The organism is Nocardioides sp. S5 (assembly GCF_017310035.1).
Taxonomy (GTDB): Bacteria; Actinomycetota; Actinomycetes; order Propionibacteriales; family Nocardioidaceae; genus Nocardioides.
The window spans coordinates 2601025-2620900 of the sequence record NZ_CP022296.1; the positions used below are offsets into that span (position 1 = coordinate 2601025).

A 19876-nucleotide genomic window follows, 5' to 3' on the forward strand; every position below is an offset into this window, starting at 1 on the left:
ACGGCGCTGCGGCTCAGAGCTGCGCGCTGTCCATCAGCTCGCCCAGCTCGGCCACGGTGAGCTCGCGCATCTCCCCCGACCGCAGCCGGGACAGCGTCACCGGGCCGATCTGGGTGCGGGTGAGTCGGCGGACCGGGTGGCCGACGTGGTCGAGCAACCGGCGCACGATGCGGTTGCGGCCCTCGTGGATGGTGAGCTCGACGATCGAGCGGTTGCTGCCCTCGCGGCGGGGGTCGCCGCCGAGGACGCGCGCCGCGCTCACCGTGACCGGCCCGTCGTCGAGCTCGACGCCGGCGAGGAGCTGACGCACCGTGCGGACGTGGACCTCGCCCTCGACCTCGGCGACGTAGGTCTTGTCGACCTCGTGGGAGGGGTGGGCGAGGTGCTGGGCGAAGTCGCCGTCGTTGGTGAGGATGATCAGGCCCTCGGTGTCGGTGTCGAGGCGGCCGACGTGGAAGAGCCGCTCGGGACGGTCGGCCACGAGGTCGCCGAGGGTGCGACGGCCCTCCGGGTCGGACATCGTCGACACCACGCCGCGGGGCTTGTTGAGGACGAGGTAGACCTTGTCGCTGATCGGCGGCAGCCGCTTGCCCTCCACGCGCACGACCGCGGTGCGTGGGTCGACCTTGGTGCCGAGACGCGTGACGACCTCGCCGTCGACCTCGACGAGCCCGTCGAGCATGAGCTCCTCGCACTTGCGCCGGCTCGCGACACCCGACTGGGCGAGCAGCTTCTGCAGGCGGATCAGCCCGTCCTCGTCGGTCTCGGGGCGCTGCGAGCTGGGCTGGTCGTTGTCAGGGGCGTCGTGGGGCTTCATGTGATCTCGGTCCCGCCGTCGGGCTCGGTGCCGGCGCCGCTGTGCGGCGAGGCGTGGGTGGGGGGTACGCCGGACGGGTCCGGCCGTGACTCGGGCGGTGACTCGGGCCGTGACTCCGGCGGGGTCTCCGGCGCCGGGTCGGGCGCCGGGGCGTCGAGGCCGGCGACGCTCGCGAGCTCGTCCTCGAGGTCGTCCATGTCGGGGAGGTACGGCGCCAGCTCGGGCAGCTCCTCGAGCGAGGTGATGCCGATGCGTTCGAGGAAGTAGGAGGTCGTGCGATACAGGTTGGCGCCGCTCTGCTCGTCCTGTCCGGCCTCCTCGACCAGCCCGCGGGTGAGCAGCGTGCGCATGACGCCGTCGACGTTGACGCCGCGGATCGCCGAGACCCGGGCGCGCGACACGGGCTGCTTGTAGGCCACCACCGACAGCGTCTCGAGCGCCGCCTGCGTGAGCCGGGCCTGCTGACCCTCGAGCACGAAGGACTCGACGACCGCGGCGTACTCCGGGCGGGAGTAGAAGCGCCAGCCGCCGGCGACGGACCGCAGGTCGAAGCCCCGTCCCTGCTCGGCGTACTCGGCGGCGAGGGCGCCCAGGGCAGCCTGCACGTCCGCGACGGGGTGCCCCACCACCGAGGCGAGGCGCACCTCGTCCAGCGGCTCGTCGGAGACCATGAGGATCGCCTCGAGCGCGGGCCGCAGCTCGGCGACCGCGACCTCGAGGGTCTCCACGTCGCCCGGCACGGTCGCGGGGTGCTCGCTCACTCGTCCTCCTGGGGGTCCGGGGCCGGGACGTCCGACGTGAGGCCGTCGGTCCCGGTGCCGCCATCTTCGTCGGGCGGCGGGGCGCCGTCGAATTCGTCGTGGATCTCCACGTCGCCGTCCTCGGCGCCGGTCCAGCGCACCGTCAGCTCGCCCAGCGGCGTGACCTGGTCGAAGGACACCGCGCCCTCGCGGAAGAGCTCGAGGAGCGAGAGGAAGCGCGCGACGGTCGTGAGCCGGTCCGGGGAGTCACCGCACAGCGCCCGGAAGGTCATCGTGCCGGTGCGCCGCAGCCGGTCGACGACCAGCTGCGCCTGCTCGCGCACGCTGACCCTGGCGGCGTGGATGTGGTGCAGCGACACCTCGAGCACCGGCTTGGGCTCCATCGCCCTGGCCGCGAGCTGGGCGAACTGCTCGAGACCGATCCCGATGAGCACCTCGGGCAGCAGCGTGGCGAAGCGCTCTTCGAGCCCGACCGCGCGCGGGTGGCTGCGCGACTCCGAGGCGATGCGCTCCTCGAGCACCGAGGCCACGAGCTTGAAGGCGCGGTACTGCATCAGCCGCGCGAAGAGCAGGTCGCGCGCCTCGAGGAGGGCGAGGTCCTCCTCGTCCTCCACGTCGCCCTGCGGGAGCAGCCGCGCCGCCTTGAGGTCGAGCAGGGTCGCAGCGACCACGAGGAAGGACGTCGTCTGCTCGAGGTCCCACGCGCCACCGAGGTTCTTGACGTGCGCGATGAACTCGTCGGTGACCTGCGAGAGCGCCACCTCGGTGATGTCGAGCTTGTGCTTGGCGATCAGGCCGAGCAGCAGGTCGAAGGGACCCTCGAAGTTGTCCAGGCGTACGGCGAACGCCGGGGTCTCGCTCCCCGGCTCGGCGAGGTCGGCGGCGCCGCTCACTCGTCCAGCAGTCGCTGGACAAGCGGGCTGTCGACGCCCTGCGCCTCGAGGTCGGCCAGCACCAGGGCCAGCGCCTCGCGCACCAGGCGACCGCGGTCGACCGCGAGCCCGTGCTCGCGGCGCAGGGTGAGCCGGGCATGCTCGATGTCGAGGAGCTCGTCGGCGGTGACGTAGACGGTCATCTTCTCGTCGTGGCGGATCCGCCCGCTCGGGCGCTTGGGACCGGCCTCGGTCTCGGCCTCGTCGGCGACCGCGCGCACCCGGCGCGGGCGCTCGGCAGCGGTCGTCTCGGCGTCGGAGGTCGGCCGGAACAGGTCGTCCGCGGCCGGCATGCTCACTCGGCGGGCCACCGGGTGAGCACCTCCCTCGCCAGCTGGCGGTAGGCGTCGGCGCCGGTCGACGACGAGGCGTACGACGTGATCGGCTCCCCGGCGACGGTGGCGTCGGAGAACTTCACCGTGCGGCGGATGACGGTGTGGAAGACGGTGTCGCCCCACGCCGAGACCAGGCGCTCCATCACCTCGCGGCTGTGGAGCGTGCGCCCGTCGAACATGGTGCCGAGGACGCCGTCGATCTCGAGCTTGGGGTTGAGCCGCTCACGGACCTTGTCGATCGTGGTCTTGAGCAGCGCCACGCCGCGGAGCGCGAAGTACTCGCACTCCAGCGGGACGATGACGCCGTCGGAGGCGGTCAGGGCATTGACCGTCAGCAGGCCGAGCGAGGGCTGGCAGTCGATGAGGATGACGTCGTAGTGCTCGAGCGCCGGTGCCAGCACGCGCTGGAGGGTCTGCTCGCGCGCCACCTCGTGCACCAGCTGCACCTCGGCGGCCGACAGGTCGATGTTGGACGGCAGGAGGTCCATGCCCTCGATGCCCGACGGCACCACGACCTCGTCGAGGGTGGTCTCCCGGTCCATCAGCAGGTTGTAGATGGTGGCGTCCATCTCGTGGGGGTTGAGCCCCAGGCCCACCGACAGCGAGCCCTGGGGGTCGAAGTCCACCAGCAGCACCTTGCGACCGAACTCGGCCAGCGAGGCCCCGAGGTTGATCGTCGTGGTGGTCTTGCCGACACCGCCCTTCTGGTTGCACATCGACACCACGCGCGCACCGCCGCGACCGGTCAGCGGGGCCGGGTCCGGGAAGACCGGCATCGGGCGCCCCGTGGGACCGAGCGGGACCACGGCGGGCGGCTGGGTGTCCGCTTCGGCGATCGGTCGTTCGAAGGGGATCGGCTGGGTCACGTGGTACTCGTCTCGAGATGGGGGGGCGGGTTGCTGCGGCTGGGGTGGTCGGACGAGAGGAGGCATCTCGGAGGCACTGCTGCCGAAGTCCTGACCGGGACGTCCCGCACCGCTCATGTCCGCTCCTCCACACGTCGACCTGGGCTTCGATTGGATCACGCCGAAGGCCCCGGACTTTGTCGACACGTCGACAGTTCCGAGAACGGCTCGGCGCGACTCTAGGTCCGCCGTGGACACCCCACAACACCGGGACCCGGTCCCACAGGCGTCGGACCAGATCTGTGCACGGAGCCACGGTCCCGTGCACAGGCGGAGGCTGCCTGTGCACAAACCTGTGCGATCTCCCCGGGAGCGCTCAGCGCCCGGCTCAGAGGTCGCCGAGGCGCCGCATCGCGACCGTCGCCAGCACGAGCTCACCGGCGCTGTCGGTGGCGTCGCAGTCGACGACGGCCTCGATCACCCAGTCGTGGTCGCCCTCGGGGTCGTGGATCGTCTGGCGTACGTCGCGCAGCCGCGCCTCGGTGCCCTCCTCGGCCCCCACCGGCTCGCCGGTGCGCTCCTCCCCCACGACCAGCAGGTCCGGACCGCGGGCGTCGGCGTCGGTCAGCACCCGGTCGTGCTCGGCGTAGTAGGCCTCGAGCGCCTCGTCCCACACGGACCGGCCGACGACCACCTGTCGCGGCGGGTCGGTGCGGTCGGCCGCGGCCCGCTCGAGGCGGACCAGGACGTCGAGGTCGTCGCGGGACACGGCGTCGACCCGCGCCCACATCGCGTTGCGGAGCATGACCCGGAACGGACGCTCCTGGCGCGTGAGGGGGCGCGGAGGGGGCGGCGGCTCGTGGTGCGACACCGCGCCCGGCACGTGCGCCGGGTCGGACAGCGCCTCCCACTCGTCGAGCAGCGAGGAGTCCGTCTGGCGCACCGTCTCCCCCAGCCACTCGATGACGTCCTCCACCTCGGGAGCGCGGTGCGCCTCGGGCACCGAGTGGCGCAGCGTCCGGTAGGCGTCGGTGAGGTAGCGCAGCACCAGGCCCTCGGAGCGGGCGAGCTGGTAGCGGCCGACGAAGTCGGTGAACCCCATCCCGTTCTCCCACATCTCCCGCACCACCGACTTCGGCCCCAGGGCGTCGTCGGGGAGCCAGGGGTGCGTCTGCTGGTAGGTCGCGTAGAGCGCCTCGAGCAGCTCGCGCAGCGGTTGCGGCCAGGTGATCTCCTCGAGCAGCGCCATCCGCTCGTCGTACTCCAGCCCGTCGGCCTTCATCTCGCCGATCGCCTCGCCGCGGGCGGCGTGCTGCTGGGCCATCAGGATCTGGCGCGGCGCCTCGAGGACGGACTCGACGATCGAGACGACGTCGAGGCCGTAGGTCTCCGACTCGGGGTCGAGCACGTCGAAGGCAGCCAGCGCGAAGTGCGCGAGCGGCTGGTTGATCGCGAAGTCCTCGGGCAGGTCGACGGCCAGGACGTAGCGGCGACCGAAGCGGTCGACCTCGGGCAGCCGGGTGACGATGCCCGTGCGCACGAGCGAGCGCGACAGGCGCAGGGCGCGCCGGGCCAGCCGGAGCTGGGCGCGGCGCTCCTCGTGGTTGTCGGTGACCAGGCGCCGCATCACCGCGAAGGCGTCCTCCTCGCGTGACACGACGTTGACCAGCATCGAGTTGTCGACCTTCATCCGGCTGCTCAGCCGCTCCGGCACGCCCGCGACGAGCTTGTCGAAGGTCTGCTCGGTCCACACCACCGTGCCCTCGGGGGCCTTCTTGAGCTGGGCCTTGGACTTCTTCTTCCCGGCCGCGACCCGCGCGGCCGACTTGGCCTTGGCCTGCTCGTTCTCGATGACGAAGTCCGGCGCCTGCACGACGACGTAGCCGGCCGTGTCGTAGCCCGCGCGGCCCGCGCGGCCGGCGATCTGCAGGAACTCCCTCGTCCGCAGCACCCGCTGCCGGGTGCCGTCGAACTTGGCCAGCCCGGTGAAGAGCACGGTGCGGATCGGCACGTTGATGCCGACGCCGAGCGTGTCGGTGCCGCAGATGACCCGGAGCAGCCCGGCCTGGGCGAGCGTCTCGACGAGTCGGCGGTACTTCGGCAGCATGCCGGCGTGGTGGACGCCGATGCCGCTGCGCACCATCCGCGACAGCGTCTTGCCGAAGCCCGTGCCGAACCGGAAGCCGCCGATGCGCTCGGCGATCGCGTCCTTGTCGACCTTCAGTCCCCCGCCGCTGGCCGCGAGCTTCGACTTGAGCAGGTTGGTCGCGTGCTCGACGGCGGCCGCCTGGGTGAAGTGGACGACGTAGACGGGGTCCTGCCCCGTCGTCACGAGCTCCTCGAGCGTGTCGTCGAGCGGCTCCATCGACCAGCGGAAGCTCAGCGGCACGGGACGTTCGGCGTCGTCCACGACGGCGGTGTCGCGGCCGGTGCGCCGCTGGAGGTCCTCGACGAAGAAGGAGACGTCGCCCAGGGTGGCCGACATCAGCAGGAACTGGGCGTCGACCAGCTCCAGGAGCGGCACCTGCCAGGCCCAGCCACGGTCGTGCTCGGAGTAGAAGTGGAACTCGTCCATCACCACCAGGCCGACGTCGGCGCCCCGGCCCTCGCGCAGTGCGATGTTGGCCAGCACCTCGGCGGTGCAGCAGATGATCGGGGCGTCGGGGTTCACCGCCGCGTCGCCGGTGAGCATGCCGACGTTGTCGGCGCCGAAGACCTCGATGAGGGCGAAGAACTTCTCGCTCACCAGCGCCTTGATGGGCGCGGTGTAGAAGCTGACCTTGTCCTGCGCGAGCGCTGCCACGTGGGCGCCGATGGCGACCAGCGACTTCCCCGACCCGGTGGGGGTCGCGAGGATCACGTGGTTGCCGCCGAGCAGCTCGATGACCGCCTCGTCCTGGTGCGGGTAGAGGTCCAGCCCCTGGTCGAGGACCCAGCCGGTGAAGGCGTCGTAGACGGCGTCCGGGTCGGCGCCCGTCGGCACACGGGTGTCGAGTCGTACGGCGTCCGGCATGCGTCGATCCAACCACCTGCGCCCCGGCGTGCGGGGGCCGGAGGCGGTCAGCCGCGCGCGCGGGGGTGCGCGGTCGCGAAGACCTCGCGCAGGTTGTCGACCGTGACGAGCGTGTAGACCTGCGTCGTCGTCACCGAGGCGTGGCCGAGCAGCTCCTGCACCACGCGGACGTCCGCGCCGCCGTCGAGCAGGTGCGTGGCGAAGGAGTGACGCATCGTGTGCGGGGAGACCGAGGCGGTCACGCCGGCCCGCTCGGCGGCCTTCACCAGCACCGCCCAGGCACTCTGGCGCGAGAGCCGCCCGCCCCGCGAGTTGAGGAAGAGGGCGGGACCGCCGCGGCCGGTGCCGACGAGCTCGGGGCGCGCCCGGGTGACGTACGCCTCCACCGCGTCGCGGGCGTAGCCGCCGACCGGCACCAGCCGCTCCTTGCCGCCCTTGCCGCGCAGCAGGACCGTGCCGTCGACCTGGTCGAGGTCGTCGACGTCGAGGCCCACCGCCTCGGAGATCCGCGCGCCCGTGCCGTAGAGCACCTCCAGCAGCGCGCGGTCGCGCAGGGCGAGGACCGTGTCGGGCGCGCCCGCCGCCTCCAGGATGGCCTCCACGTCCGACAGCGGCAGCGCCTTGGGCAGCCGCTTCGCAGGGGTGGGTGGCTTCACCGCTGCTGCCGGGTCGGCGAGCGCGAGCCCGTCGGAGACCGCGAACTTGTGGAAGCCGCGCACGGCCACGACCGTGCGCGCGGCCGAGGTCGCGCTCAGCGGCGGGTGGGCGTCGCTGCCCTCGCGCAGGCTGACCAGGAACGCGGCCACCGTGGCCTCGGTGATCGCGTCCAGGTCGTCGATGCCCTCGCGGGTCAGGAACTCGTCGTAGCGCCCCAGGTCACGCCGGTAGGAGCTGAGCGTGTTGGCGGCCAGCCCACGCTCGACGGCGAGGTGGTCGAGGTAGGTGCGCACCGCCCGCCGCAGCGTGACCCCGGGGCTCACGCCAGGACGCTGTCGACGCCCACCGAGTCGATGCCGACGGCGGTGCCGACCGGAGCGTTGGTGAGCTGCCCGTCGTGGGTGTTGAGGCCCAGCGCCAGGCTCGGGTCGTCGCGCAGCGCCTGCGCCCAGCCCTTGTCGGCCAGCGCGACGGCATAGGGCAGCGTCGCGTTGGTCAGGGCGTACGTCGAGGTGTTGGGCACCGCGCCGGGCATGTTGGCCACGCAGTAGAAGACCGAGTCGTGGACCTCGTAGGTCGGGTCGTCGTGCGTGGTGGCCTGGGAGTCCTCGAAGCAGCCGCCCTGGTCGATCGCGATGTCGACGAGCACCGAGCCCGGCTTCATCCGCGAGACCAGCTCGTTGGTGACCAGCTTGGGCGCCGCGGCACCGGGGATCAGCACCGCGCCGATCACCATGTCGGCCTCCATCACCTGCTGCTCGATCGCCAGCTTGGAGGAGGCGAGGCCGTGCACCCGGTTGTTGTAGCGCCAGAACGACATGCGCAGCTTGTCGAGGTCGGTGTCGAGGAGCGTGACGTCGGCGCCCATGCCGAGCGCGATGTTGGCGGCGTTCTGGCCCGAGACGCCGGCGCCGATGATGACGACCTTGGCGTTCGCCACGCCACCGACGCCACCCATGAGCACGCCGCGCCCGCCGTTGGCCTTCATCAGCGAGTACGCCCCGACCTGGGGCGCGAGGCAGCCCGCGACCTCCGACATCGGGTAGAGCAGCGGCAGGCCGCCGGAGGGCAGCTGCACGGTCTCGTAGGCGATGGCGGTGACCTTGCGCGCCATCAGCTCCTCGGTCAGGGGCTTGTCGGCGGCGAGGTGGAGGTAGGTGAAGAGGGTCTGGCCCTCCCGCATCCGGGGGTACTCCTCGGCGACGGGCTCCTTGACCTTGAGGATCATGTCGGCGCTGCCCCACACGTCGTCGGCCGTGTCCAGCATCGTGGCGCCGGCGGCGACGTACTCCTCGTCGGGGATCTGCGAGCCCTCACCGGCGGACTTCTCGACCACGACGTCGTGACCGTGCTGGACCAGCTCGTGCACGCCGATCGGGGTCAGGGCCACGCGGTACTCGCGGTTCTTGACTTCCTTGGGTACGCCGACCTTCATGCCTAGCTCCTCATGGTCCGGGGGCGCACGACTGTGTGTCGCCCCTCACAGCGGGAGCGAGACTACTCCCGCGGGAGCTCATGGCGCCTCCAGGGTCCCCCGCTGCCGGAGCACCTCGTGGGCGAGCACGGCCTGAGCGAGCGGACCCTGCCGGACCCGCCCCCGGAGCACCGCCTCCAGCAGGTCGGTCACGGGGGTCCAGAAGACCTCCATCTCGGCCTCCTCGTGCCGCATCTCGAAGTCGCCGCGTGGCGCGTGCGAGAGACCCCGCGCGAGGAAGATGTCGTGCACCTCGTCGCTGATCCCGGCGCTGGAATAGGTGCTGAGCAACAGCCGCCATTGCGTCGCCTCGAGCTCGACCTCCTCGCGCAGCTCGCGCTTCGCGGTCTCGACAGGAGGCTCGTCCGCAGCGTCGCGCAGGCCGGCAGGCAGCTCGACGAACTCGTGGCCGCTGGTGTGCCGGTACTGCCGCAGGCACATGACCCGGTCGTGCTCGTCGACGGCCATCACGATGACCGCGCCCGGGTGCTCGAGGCTGATCCGACTGAACTGCTCGGGGTCCTCGGGACGGGTGATGACGTCCTCGCGCAGGGCCACCACCCAGTCGTCGCGGTGGAGGTAGCGGCTGGAGACCACCGGCCAGGACATCGGCCGGTCCGCGGGCAGCTCGGCAGGAGGAGTTGCGGGCACGGCGCCGGTCGGGGTGTCCATGCCCCGCACGCTAGCGCGGATGGACACAGTGAGTACGGTCACCCTCATGACGCTGTCGACGCTCACCAAGCACGAAGCCGCCACCCGTTCGGGCCTCCTCGAGGTCCAGCGCTACGACATCGCGGTGGACATGACGGGCCTGCTGGCGGGCGAGGTCTTCGCCTCGGTCAGCACCATCACCTTCACCTGCTCCGAGCCCGGCGCCTCGACCTTCGTCGACGTCGCGATGGACGTCGCGCGCGCGACCCTGAACGGTGAGGAGCTCGACGTCACGACGGTCGCCGACGGGCGGCTTCCCCTCCCCGCCCTGGCCGCCGACAACGTCCTGGTGGTCGAGGCCAGCACCACCAACACCGCGACCGGGGAGGGCATCCTCCGCACGGTCGACCCGACCGACGAGCTCGTCTACGTCTGGACCAGCCTCGAGCCCGACGAGGCGCGCCGCGTCTGGGCCTGCTTCGACCAGCCCGACCTCAAGGCGCCCCACCGCTTCGTCGTCACCGCGCCCTCCTCGTGGTCGGTCACCTCCAACGGCGCCCCGGAGTCGATCGAGGACGCCGACTCCTCCGACGCGCGGACCTGGACCTTCCCCGACACGCCGCGCCTGTCGACGTACGTCGTCGTGGTCAACGCGGGTCCCTTCCACGAGGTGCGCCGCCAGCACGACGGCTACGACCTCGGCTTCTACTGCCGCCAGTCGCTCGTCGCGATCCTCGAGCGCGACCTGGACGAGATGGTCACGCTGACTCGTCAGGGCCTGGCGTTCTTCGGCGAGCGCTTCGGCTACCGGTTCCCGCAGGAGCGCTACGACCAGGTGTTCGTGCCCAACCTGGGCGGGGCGATGGAGAACTGGGGCTGCGTCACCTACGGTGACGGCCAGCTCTTCCGCACTCCCCCGACGCACGCGCAGCGCGCGGTCCGCGCCGAGTTCATCTTCCACGAGATGGCGCACATGTGGTTCGGCGACCTGGTGACCATGCAGTGGTGGGACGACCTCTGGCTCAACGAGGCGTTCGCGTCGTGGGCGGCCAACTGGGGCATGGCCGGTGCGAGCGAGTTCACCGACCAGTGGGCGACCTTCCTGGCGGTGTCCAAGCGCACCGCCTACGAGATGGACATGAGCCCGGCGCGCCACCCGATCCGCAGCGACGTCCCCGACGTCTCCGCGGCGATGTCGAACTTCGACGCGATCACCTACGTCAAGGGCCAGAGCGTGCTGCACCAGCTCGTCGCCTTCATCGGCGAGGACGCCTTCGTCGAGGGCCTGCGTGACTACTTCAGCCGCTACGCCTTCTCCAACACCCGCCTCGACGACCTGATGGACTGCTGCTCCCGCGCCTCGGGCCGCGACCTGTCCGCCTGGACCAAGGCGTGGCTCGACGAGGCCGGCACCGACGTCATCTCCCTGGTCGGTGACGAGCTGGTCGTCGAGACGACCGACGGGCAGGAGCCGCGCCCGCACCGTCTCGACATCGCGGTCTTCGACACGTCCGGCGACACCCTCGTCCCGGTGGGTCGGTCCTCGCACGAGGTCGACGGGTTCCGCACCCCGGTGAAGCTGCCCGCGGGTGACCTGCGCCTGGTCAACGCCGGCGACTACACGTTCGCGGCGGTCAAACCCGACGCCACGTCGCTGGAGCGGATGCTGCGCCACGTCGACCAGCTCGAGGACCCGCTCGATCGCGCCCTCGTGGCCGCGACCGCGGGCCAGCTCCTGCTGCTCGGCGACGTCGCGCCGCGTGACGTCGCCGCCGCCCTCACCGCCGCGCTGCGCTCGGAGTCCAGCCCCGCGCTGATCGAGCCCTTCCTGAGCCAGGCACTGGTGGTCGCCGACCGCTGGGCCCCCGCGGCCGAGTCCCCCGACCTGCTCCGCGGCCTCGCCGACGCCGTCGTCGGCCTCGTCGACGTCCCGGACGCCCGTCAGGCCGCGCTGCGCACGTTGGCCGCCTCCGCCTCGACCGACGCCCACTGGTCGGTCCTGGAGGCCGCCGCCGAGCAGGCCAGCGACCTCGACCTCGCCTGGCGCATGGCCGTACGCCGCTCCGAGCTCGGCGACTACGACGAGGACCGCGTCGCGCGTCTGCTCGAGGCCGACCCCGACCCCGACGCCGGGATGCGCCGCCTCGCGGTGCTCGCCGCCCGGCCCGACGTCGAGGCCAAGGAGGAGGTCTGGCGGGCCTTCTTCGTCGACTACGCCGTCCCGGCGAGCCGCGAGACGCTGGTGCTCGGCTCGACGTTCTGGCGCCCGGGCCAGGCCGAGCTGCTCGCGCCCTTCACGCACCGCTACCTCGAGGAGCTGCACACGCTCAAGGGCGGCCTGCTCAACCAGGGCCTGACGATCCGGGCGATGTACCCCCTCGGTGCGGGCGACGCGGACTTCCTCGCCGCCGCCGAGGCCGCGGCGGACGACACCAGCCTGATGGCGTACGCCCGCAACCAGCTGCGCTCGAACTCGTTCGTGCTCGGCCGGATCCTGCAGGCCCGCCAGCTCTAGACCGACCGGGCACTTCCTCGCGCTCAGGCGCGCCGACCGGGCACTTCCTCGCGCTCAGGCGCGCCGACCGGGCACTTCCTCGTCCGGAACCCAGGGCGGCACGAAGCGCCGGACGTAGTCCTGTGCCCGCGGCCACGGGTCGGCCCAGAAGTCGCGGGGCAGCCGGTGGTGCTGCTCGACGCAGAAGTCCTCGAGGCTCCCCACGATCGGCACCCGCTCGAGGGCACGGCCCTCGAACGCCTCGTTCGCCCTCACCAGCTCCCGCTCGAGGTGCCAGCCCGAGGCGTCGAACGCGTGGTCTCCCCAGACTGCGTACGTGTGCCAGACCTCGTGGGCGCCCGGCGTCCGGATCGCCCCGAGACGCAGGGACCTGTCGGCGTGCACCTCCACGCACGCCCAGGCCAGCACGTGGCACGCGCCCGACGCGAAGAACGCCTTGTCCGGGCGTTCCCACGAGACCTGCTGGTCGCGTCGCTCCAGGTCGGTGCGCCGGTAGGTCCCCGCCGCCTCCAGCACTGCTCAGTCCTCCACGTCGTCCTTGCGGCGCAGGCCCGACTCGTCGAGCGGGAACCGCTCGGAACGCTGGCGCTCGATCGCGGCACCGATCAACCCCGCGAAGAGCGGGTGCGGACGGGTCGGGCGCGAGCGCAGCTCGGGGTGCGCCTGGGTCGCGACGTAGTAGGGGTGCACGTCGGCGGGAAGCTCGACGAACTCGACCAGGCCCAGCTCGGGGTTGATCCCGGAGAAGACGAGGCCGGCCTCCGCGAGGGTCTCGCGGTAGGCGTCGTTGAACTCGTAGCGGTGGCGGTGGCGCTCTTCGATCACGTCCGCGCCGTACGCCGCCCGCACGACACTGCCCTCGAGGAGCTCGGCCTTCTGCAGGCCCAGGCGCATCGTGCCGCCGAGGTCACCGGCGCCATCGACGAACTTCTTCTGCTCCTCGATCGTCGAGATCACCGGCTCGACCGTCTCGGGGTCGAACTCGGTCGATCCGGCCTTCGTCAGGCCGGCGACGTCGCGGGCGTACTCGATCACCATGCACTGCAGTCCGAGGCACAGACCGAGGGTGGGGATGCCGTGGGTGCGGGTGTAGCGCAGTGCCCCGAGCTTGCCCTCGATGCCGCGCACGCCGAAGCCGCCGGGCACCAGCACCGCGTCGACGTCGCCGAGCTGCTTGGCAGCACCCGCGTCGGTCTCGCAGAGGTCGGAGGCGACCCAGCGGATGTTGACCTTGGCCTCGTGGGCGAAGCCGCCTGCGCGCAGCGCCTCGCTCACCGAGAGGTAGGCGTCCGGCAGGTCGATGTACTTGCCGACCAGCGCGACCGTGACCTCCTCCGACGGGTGGTGCACGCGGCGCAGCAGGTCGTCCCACGTCGTCCAGTCGACGTCGCGGAACGGCAGGTCGAGACGGCGTACGACGTAGGCGTCGAGGCCCTCGCGGTGCAGCACCTTCGGGATGTCGTAGATCGAGGGGGCGTCGGCCGCCGTCACCACGGCGTCGTCGTCGACGTCGCACATCAGGGCGATCTTGCGCTTGATGGTGTCGGGAAGCTCGCGGTCGGCGCGGCACACGATCGCGTCGGGCTGGATGCCGATGGAGCGCAGCGCAGCCACCGAGTGCTGGGTGGGCTTGGTCTTCAGCTCGCCCGACGGCCCGATGTAGGGCACGAGGGAGACGTGGATGAAGAAGCAGTTGTCGCGACCGATCTCGTGCCGCGTCTGCCGGGCGGCCTCGAGGAACGGCAGCGACTCGATGTCGCCGACGGTGCCGCCGATCTCGGTGATCACCACGTCGATGTCCGGTCCGCCCATCGCGAGGATGCGGTCCTTGATCTCGTTGGTGATGTGCGGGATCACCTGGACGGTGTCGCCGAGGTAGTCCCCGCGGCGCTCCTTGGCGATCACCGTGGAGTAGACCTGACCGGTCGTCACGTTGGCGATCTGGTTGAGGTCGGTGTCGAGGAAGCGCTCGTAGTGCCCGATGTCCAGGTCGGTCTCGGCGCCGTCGTTGGTGACGAACACCTCCCCGTGCTGGAACGGGTTCATCGTGCCCGGATCCACGTTGAGGTAGGGGTCCAGCTTCTGCATCGTCACGCGCAGGCCGCGCGACTTCAGCAGCTGGCCCAGGCTCGAGGCGGTGAGCCCCTTGCCGAGGGAGGAGGCGACGCCTCCAGTGACGAAAACGTGCTTGGTCGGCGTGCGGCTCTTCACGGGCTTCGATCCTACCCGAGTGGGACGGGTCCGTCGGCACCCGACGCACCGAAGGCCCCGCCGGGCGTGGTCAGCGAACGCTGGAGGGTCATGATCGCGGCGACCCGGCCGGCGGCGGTGTCGATGCCGTCCACGCTCGCGACCGAGGCTGCGGCGGGGTCGGCGCGCAGCCGTCCGAGCTGGCCATCTCCGCCGTCCGCGGTCACCCCTGCGACGACGACACCGGCCGCCTGGGCGGACAGGCCCTCGACCAGCCCGGCGAGCACGGCGTCGGAGCCCTCGTCCCCGGCGTCGGTGCCGAGCACCAGCAGCACGAGGGGTGCGCGACGCTCGACGTCCGCCTGCTCGTCCATCAGGCCGGCGCCGCTGACGGCGTCGAGCACGGCTCGGGCCTTGCCGCTGACGTCCTGGCCCTCGGCCTCCTTGGTGGCGATGGCGAGGCCGAGCAGCTGGCCGATCCGGTCGTACGTCGACGCGTCGGCGGCGACGTCGTCGGTGGCCTGCTGGGTGAGCAGCTGGCTGCCGAGCGTGTCGACCAGCGACTTCTGGTCGGGGTCCAGGAGGTCCTCTCCGAGGTCGTAGCGCGCGCTCACGGTGCCACCCGAGGCGCCCACCTGCTCGGTCAGGACCGTGACGAGCTGCTCGTCCGCGCCGGGGACGGTGACGACCGCCACCGACCGGTCGTCGAGGCGTCCGGCGAGGACCGGGGGCGCGAGCGCGGAGACGAAGCGCTCGGAGTAGTCGGCACGACCGCCGTCGTCTGCCGGCGCGGCCTCGTCGCGGCTCGCGGCCGTCACCGTGGTGCCCACGTCGGACAGCGGACCTCCCCCGAGGACGATGCCGGCGGCGAGGGCCAGGAAGACGGCGACGATGGTCAGGACGTGGTGACGCAGGGTGATCACGGGAGGATTCCTCGGACGTTGTCGATCAGGTCGGTGGTGCTGCTCGTGACGGCAGGCGCGAGGTCGTCGACCCACTGCTGGCCGACGGGGGTGACGCTCACCGCGGCGGCCACGGCGAGCACTCCGGCGACGAGCGCACCGACGAGGTGCCGGGGACGTACTGCGCCGTCGTAGAGCTGCGGCACGGCGCTCGCGTCGACGAGGTCGGGTCCCACCTTGAGCCGGGTCAGGAACGTGCTTGCGAGACCGGCGCGCCGGCGGTCGAGGAACTCGTCGAGCGTGGCGTGCATGCCGACCCCGACGATGAGCGAGGCCTCGCGCGCCGAGGCGAGCAGCAGGGCCGCGTCCTCCGCGGTGGCGGTGGTCTCGAAGCGCAACGGCCGGATGCCGAGCCGTTCGAGCTGCTCGGTGGCGCTGCGCGGTGCACCGCGCTCGACCAGGACGACCACGTCGCGGGCCTTGCGGAGCACGGCTGCGCTCGGCAGGTCGTCGGCGCCGCTGACGACCACGACGTCGGGTCGGTGGCCGGCCGCGACGAGCGCGTCCGCTCCGTGGTCCACGCCGACGAGGACGGGACGTTGCTCACGCACGAAGGGCTTGATGCCGCGCAGCTCGTCCTGCCAGCCGTGCGAGCGCACCGTGACCACGACCGGTCGTCCGGCCATGTCGGTCGCGGTCCGCGGCACGCCGTGGCCGTGGAGGAGCAGGTCCTGCTCGCGCCGCAGGAACTCGGTGCTGTTGTGGGTGAAGCTCTCGAGCTGGGCGCTCAGCCCGCTGCGGGCGCGCCCCATCTCGGAGCGGACCAGCTCCGCGGTCACTTCGCGCCCGGTCGCGACGACCGTGTCGCCGGCATGCAGCACACCCGCGTCGATGCGGACGTCCGTGCCGTCCCTGAGCCGGTCGAAGACCTCCGGACCCGCGTTGTCGACCACCAGGACACCGGCGTCGACCAGTCGCTCGGGGCCGAGGTTCGGGAAGCGTCCCGACACCATCGGGCCGCTGTTCACCACGGCGACGACCCCGGCGTCGATCAACGCCTGCGCGGTGTCGCGATCCATGTCGAGGTGGTCGAGCACCGCGACGTCACCGACGTGCAGCCGGCCGAGCAGGCTGGTCGTGCGACGGTGGATCCTGGCCGGGCCGTGGACACCGGGGAGAGCGGGGGCTGGGCGGGAGCGCACTGCGAACTTCATGACCGCGCCATGCTCTCAGCCGCGACCCTGCCCTTCGGGGAGGCACGCCCGGTCGGGCGCGGCGGCGGCGAGCAGCTCGCGGGCATGCGCCCGGGCGCTGTCGGAGTCCTCCACCCCGGCCAGCATCCGCGACAGCTCACGCTCGCGATCGTCCTCGTCGAGGGTGACCAGGCCCGAGGTGGTGATCGAGCCGTCGCTGGACTTGTGCACGACCACGTGGCGGTCGGCGTAGGCCGCCACCTGCGGCAGGTGGGTGACCACGAGGACCTGCGAGGAGTGGGCCAGCGCAGCGAGCCGGCGCCCCACCTCGATGGCGGCCTTGCCGCCGACTCCCGCGTCGACCTCGTCGAAGACGAAGGTCGGCACCGAGCCGGTCTCGGCCAGCGACACCTCGAGGGCGAGCATGACCCGGGACAGCTCGCCGCCGGACGCCCCCTTGTGCAACGGCCGCGGGTCGGCGCCCGTGTTCGCGGCCAGCAGGAACTCCACCTCGTCAACGCCGGAGGACGTCGCGCGCAGCCAGCGTCCGTCCACGTGCAGCACGGGACCGGACGGGACGGCGGGCGCCGCCACCTCCGACTGCGTCACCGCGATGCTCACCACCGCGTGCGGCATCGCGAGCGACGTGAGCTCGTCGCTGACTGCCCTGCCGAGGCGCACCGCTGCCTTCGTACGCTGCTTGCTCAGCTTCGAGGCCAGCGCACCCAGCTCTGCGCGCAGGCGGTCGCGGCGCGCCTCCAGCTCGGCGATGCTGCCGTCGGCGTCCTCGAGGTCCAGGAGCCGTTTGGCGCCGTCCTCGGCCCACTCCAGCACCTCGTCGATGGTCTCGCCGTACTTGCGGGTCAGGGCGGTCAGCGCGGACCGGCGCTCGGACACGTGCGCGAGCCGCGACGGGTCGGTCTCCAGGCTCGAGGCGTACGACGCCACGTCGCCCGCGACGTCGACCAGCAGGTGACCGAGCTCGGCGATGCGGTCGGCGAGCTCCCCCGCGGTCGCGTCGTGCTCGCGGACCCCGTCGAGGGCCTGGCGGGCAGCGCTCGTGGTGCCCATCGCGTCGGGTGCGCCGTCCTCGCTCGAGAGCGCCTCGCGGGCGGTCTCTGCCGCGGTGCGGAGCGTGTCGGCGAAACCGAGCCGCGTCTCCTCGGCGGCGAGCTCGAGGTCCTCGCCCGGCCTCGGGTCGACCGCTTCCACCTCACCGAGTCCGAAACGGAGCTGGTCTGCCTCGCGCGCGCGCTCCCGGGCGGACCCGACCACATCGGCGAGGGTGCGTTCGGTCGCAGCGAGCTCGGCATAGAGCCCGGCGTAGTCAGCCGCGGTCCTCGCCAGCCCGGCGCCGGCGAACCGGTCGAGCGAGGCGCGCTGCGCGCCGGACTTCAGCAGACGGTGCTGGTCGGACTGGCCGTGCACCGCGACCAGCGGTTCGGCGATCTCGGCGAGCGTGGTGACAGGCACCGATGCCCCGCCGACCCAGGCACGCGAACGTCCCTGCGCCGCGACGTTGCGGGCGAGCACGACCCGGTCGTCCTCGACGACTCCCCCGGACTCCTCGACGGCTTCTCGGAAACCGGTCAGGTCGGCGGCCGACACCACTCCCTCGACGCGCGCGTGTCCGGTTCCGGAGCGTACGGCGCCGGCGTCCGCGCGCCCGCCGAGCAGCAGGCCGAGCGCGGTCACGACCATGGTCTTGCCTGCGCCCGTCTCACCGGTGATCACCGTCAGGCCGGGCCCGAGCTCGAGGGTCGAGGAGTCGATGACGCCCAGCGAGCTGATCCGCAGCTCCTCAAGCATCGTGGTCACCACCGTCGCGGCGTCGACGCTCCGCCGCGCCACGCCAGCCCTCCACCGGCAGGTCGAACTTCGCCACCAGCCGGTCGGTGAACGGCGCCTGGTGCAGTCGGACCAGACGGACCGGGCGGGCGCCGCGACGCACCTCGATGCGGGCGCCGGGCGGCAGGTCGACGGTGCGACGGCCGTCGCACCACAGCACGCCCGAGCCCTCGGTGTTGGCCAGCACCTCCACCGCGAGCACCGACGTGGGCGCCACCACCATGGGCCGGGCGAAGAGGGCGTGCGCGCTCAGGGGCACCATCAGCAGTGCCTCGACCTCGGGCCAGACCACCGGACCGCCGGCGCTGAAGTTGTAGGCGGTCGAACCCGTGGGAGTCGCGCACACCACCCCGTCGCAACCCCAGCGCGACAGGGGGCGGTCGTCGACCTCGACGACCACCTCGAGCATGCGCTCCCGGGCCGCCTTCTCCACGCTGGCCTCGTTGAGCGCGAAGGTGGAGAAGAGGGTGTCCTGCCCGACCCTGACCCGTACGTCCAGGGTCAGCCGATCCTCGGCGGTGTAGTTGCGCTCGACGATCGCCGCGATCGTCGACTCGACGTCCTCCTGCTCGGCCTCGGCGAGGAAGCCGACGTGGCCGAGGTTGACGCCGAGCAGCGGCGTGCTGGTCTCGTGGGTCAGCTCGGCCGCGCGCAGGATCGAGCCGTCCCCGCCGATGACCAGCACCAGCTCGCAGCCCTCCCCGGGCAGGTGGTCCGGCAGGGTCGTCTCCACGAGCCCGTCAGCGTCGGCGAGCCCGAGGTCGGTCGCCTCGTCCGCCAGGAGGCGTACGGCGATCCCGTGCTCGGTGAGCTGCTGCACGCATGCACGAGCGACGTCACGCACGTCCGACCGTCCCGTGTGGGCCAGCACCAGCACGCGGCGTACGGGACTCTCGGCGATCACGGGACCACCCTCTCACCCGCCACCCCCAGTGATGCGGCGCGCTGCACCTCCGCCACGATGTCGTCGGCGCCGATCGCCGCCGGGCCGCGGCGCAGCAGCAGGAAGAACTCGACGTTGCCGGACGGGCCGGGCAGCGGGCTGACCGTCACGGCGACGGCGCCCCACCCGCGCTCGGCCGCGAGGTCGGCGATCGTGGTCACCGCCTCGGCCCGCAGACCGAGGTCGCGCACGACACCGCCCTTGCCGACGCGCTCCTTGCCGACCTCGAACTGCGGCTTGACCATCAGCGCGAGCTCACCGTCGCTGCGGGTCACCGACAGCAGGGGGTCCAGGACCAAGGCCAGGGAGATGAAGGACAGGTCCCCCACGACGAGGTCGACCGGGTCGCCGATGAGGTCCAGCGTCAGCTCGCGGATGTTGGTGCGGTCGTGCACCTGCACCCGCTCGTCGCTCTGCAACGACCAGGCCAGCTGCCCGTAGCCGACGTCGACCGCGACCACCTCGCGCGCACCGGCCCGCAGCAGCACGTCGGTGAAGCCGCCGGTCGACGCACCGGCGTCGAGGCAGCGCCTGCCCTCGACGCTGACGCCGTGGGACGCGAAGGCCTCGAGCGCTCCCGCGAGCTTGTGCCCACCGCGCGAGACGTAGTCGATCGACGTCGGGTCCTCGCGCACCACGATGGCCACATCCGTGGTCACGCCGGTCGCAGGCTTGGTCGCGACGGCGCCCGAGACCGTCACGCGGCCAGCCGCCACGAGCTCGCTGGCGTGCTCGCGCGAACGGGCCAGACCGCGGCGGACGAGCTCCTGGTCGAGTCGAAGTCGTCGTGGAGGCACGGG

General features: G+C 72.1%; 17 protein-coding genes. 1 reads left to right on the top strand and 16 read right to left on the bottom strand.

Features of this window, described 5'->3' with window-relative positions; translation table 11 throughout:
• Nucleotides 1–13: 13 nt before the first annotated feature.
• The 9 genes from CFI00_RS12840 to CFI00_RS12880 form a co-directional block, all read right to left on the bottom strand.
• Nucleotides 14–817, bottom strand: coding sequence for a pseudouridine synthase (locus CFI00_RS12840; RefSeq protein WP_207081541.1), 804 nt, complete (start codon nucleotides 815–817; stop codon nucleotides 14–16).
• On the bottom strand, nucleotides 814–1578 hold the full coding sequence (gene scpB / locus CFI00_RS12845; RefSeq protein WP_242532372.1) for an SMC-Scp complex subunit ScpB: 765 nt from the start codon (nucleotides 1576–1578) through the stop codon (nucleotides 814–816). Before scpB ends, CFI00_RS12840 begins: the two co-directional genes overlap by 4 nt.
• Nucleotides 1575–2471, bottom strand: a complete 897-nt coding sequence (locus CFI00_RS12850) for a segregation/condensation protein A (RefSeq protein WP_207081542.1) — start codon at nucleotides 2469–2471, stop codon at nucleotides 1575–1577. The genes scpB and CFI00_RS12850 overlap by 4 nt, the downstream gene beginning before the upstream one ends.
• On the bottom strand, nucleotides 2468–2821 hold the full coding sequence (locus CFI00_RS12855) for a hypothetical protein (protein ID WP_242532373.1): 354 nt from the start codon (nucleotides 2819–2821) through the stop codon (nucleotides 2468–2470). The genes CFI00_RS12850 and CFI00_RS12855 overlap by 4 nt, the downstream gene beginning before the upstream one ends.
• Entirely contained in the window at nucleotides 2806–3711 is a 906-nt protein-coding gene (locus CFI00_RS12860) for a ParA family protein (protein ID WP_347401859.1), read from the bottom strand. The genes CFI00_RS12855 and CFI00_RS12860 overlap by 16 nt, the downstream gene beginning before the upstream one ends.
• A 367-nt stretch (nucleotides 3712–4078) precedes the next feature.
• Nucleotides 4079–6703 (bottom strand): DEAD/DEAH box helicase, encoded by a 2625-nt coding sequence (locus CFI00_RS12865; RefSeq protein WP_207081543.1) that lies wholly within the window; start codon nucleotides 6701–6703, stop codon nucleotides 4079–4081.
• A 47-nt stretch (nucleotides 6704–6750) separates the two neighbouring features.
• Nucleotides 6751–7683 (bottom strand): site-specific tyrosine recombinase XerD, encoded by a 933-nt coding sequence (gene xerD / locus CFI00_RS12870; RefSeq protein WP_242532374.1) that lies wholly within the window; start codon nucleotides 7681–7683, stop codon nucleotides 6751–6753.
• Nucleotides 7680–8795, bottom strand: a complete 1116-nt coding sequence (ald, locus tag CFI00_RS12875; RefSeq protein WP_207081544.1) for an alanine dehydrogenase — start codon at nucleotides 8793–8795, stop codon at nucleotides 7680–7682. Before ald ends, xerD begins: the two co-directional genes overlap by 4 nt.
• 78 nt (nucleotides 8796–8873) lie before the next feature.
• Complete coding sequence (locus tag CFI00_RS12880; RefSeq protein WP_207081545.1) at nucleotides 8874–9506, bottom strand: NUDIX hydrolase; 633 nt, start codon at nucleotides 9504–9506, stop codon at nucleotides 8874–8876.
• A gap of 19 nt (nucleotides 9507–9525) precedes the next feature.
• Between CFI00_RS12880 and pepN the strand changes: the two genes are divergently transcribed.
• Entirely contained in the window at nucleotides 9526–12000 is a 2475-nt protein-coding gene (pepN, locus tag CFI00_RS12885) for an aminopeptidase N (protein ID WP_207081546.1), read from the top strand.
• A 54-nt stretch (nucleotides 12001–12054) separates the two neighbouring features.
• Here pepN and CFI00_RS12890 read toward each other — a convergent pair whose 3' ends face one another.
• The 7 genes from CFI00_RS12890 to CFI00_RS12920 are packed head-to-tail and all read right to left on the bottom strand — an operon-like array spanning nucleotide 12055 to nucleotide 19873.
• On the bottom strand, nucleotides 12055–12516 hold the full coding sequence (locus CFI00_RS12890) for a hypothetical protein (protein ID WP_207081547.1): 462 nt from the start codon (nucleotides 12514–12516) through the stop codon (nucleotides 12055–12057).
• A 3-nt stretch (nucleotides 12517–12519) separates the two neighbouring features.
• Nucleotides 12520–14211: a CTP synthase gene (locus CFI00_RS12895; RefSeq protein ID WP_207081548.1), complete on the bottom strand. Its 1692-nt coding sequence runs from the start codon at nucleotides 14209–14211 to the stop codon at nucleotides 12520–12522.
• An 11-nt stretch (nucleotides 14212–14222) separates the two neighbouring features.
• Nucleotides 14223–15113: a copper transporter gene (locus tag CFI00_RS12900; protein ID WP_207081549.1), complete on the bottom strand. Its 891-nt coding sequence runs from the start codon at nucleotides 15111–15113 to the stop codon at nucleotides 14223–14225.
• Nucleotides 15110–16306, bottom strand: coding sequence for a putative cytokinetic ring protein SteA (steA, locus tag CFI00_RS12905; RefSeq protein ID WP_207081550.1), 1197 nt, complete (start codon nucleotides 16304–16306; stop codon nucleotides 15110–15112). The genes CFI00_RS12900 and steA overlap by 4 nt, the downstream gene beginning before the upstream one ends.
• A 15-nt stretch (nucleotides 16307–16321) precedes the next feature.
• Nucleotides 16322–18136, bottom strand: coding sequence for a DNA repair protein RecN (recN, locus tag CFI00_RS12910; protein ID WP_347401860.1), 1815 nt, complete (start codon nucleotides 18134–18136; stop codon nucleotides 16322–16324).
• Complete coding sequence (locus tag CFI00_RS12915) at nucleotides 18087–19037, bottom strand: NAD kinase (protein ID WP_207081551.1); 951 nt, start codon at nucleotides 19035–19037, stop codon at nucleotides 18087–18089. The genes recN and CFI00_RS12915 overlap by 50 nt, the downstream gene beginning before the upstream one ends.
• A complete protein-coding gene (locus CFI00_RS12920; RefSeq protein ID WP_207081552.1) occupies nucleotides 19034–19873 on the bottom strand; it encodes a TlyA family RNA methyltransferase in 840 nt (279 codons plus the stop codon). The genes CFI00_RS12915 and CFI00_RS12920 overlap by 4 nt, the downstream gene beginning before the upstream one ends.
• Between the last annotated feature and the right edge of the window lie 3 nt (nucleotides 19874–19876).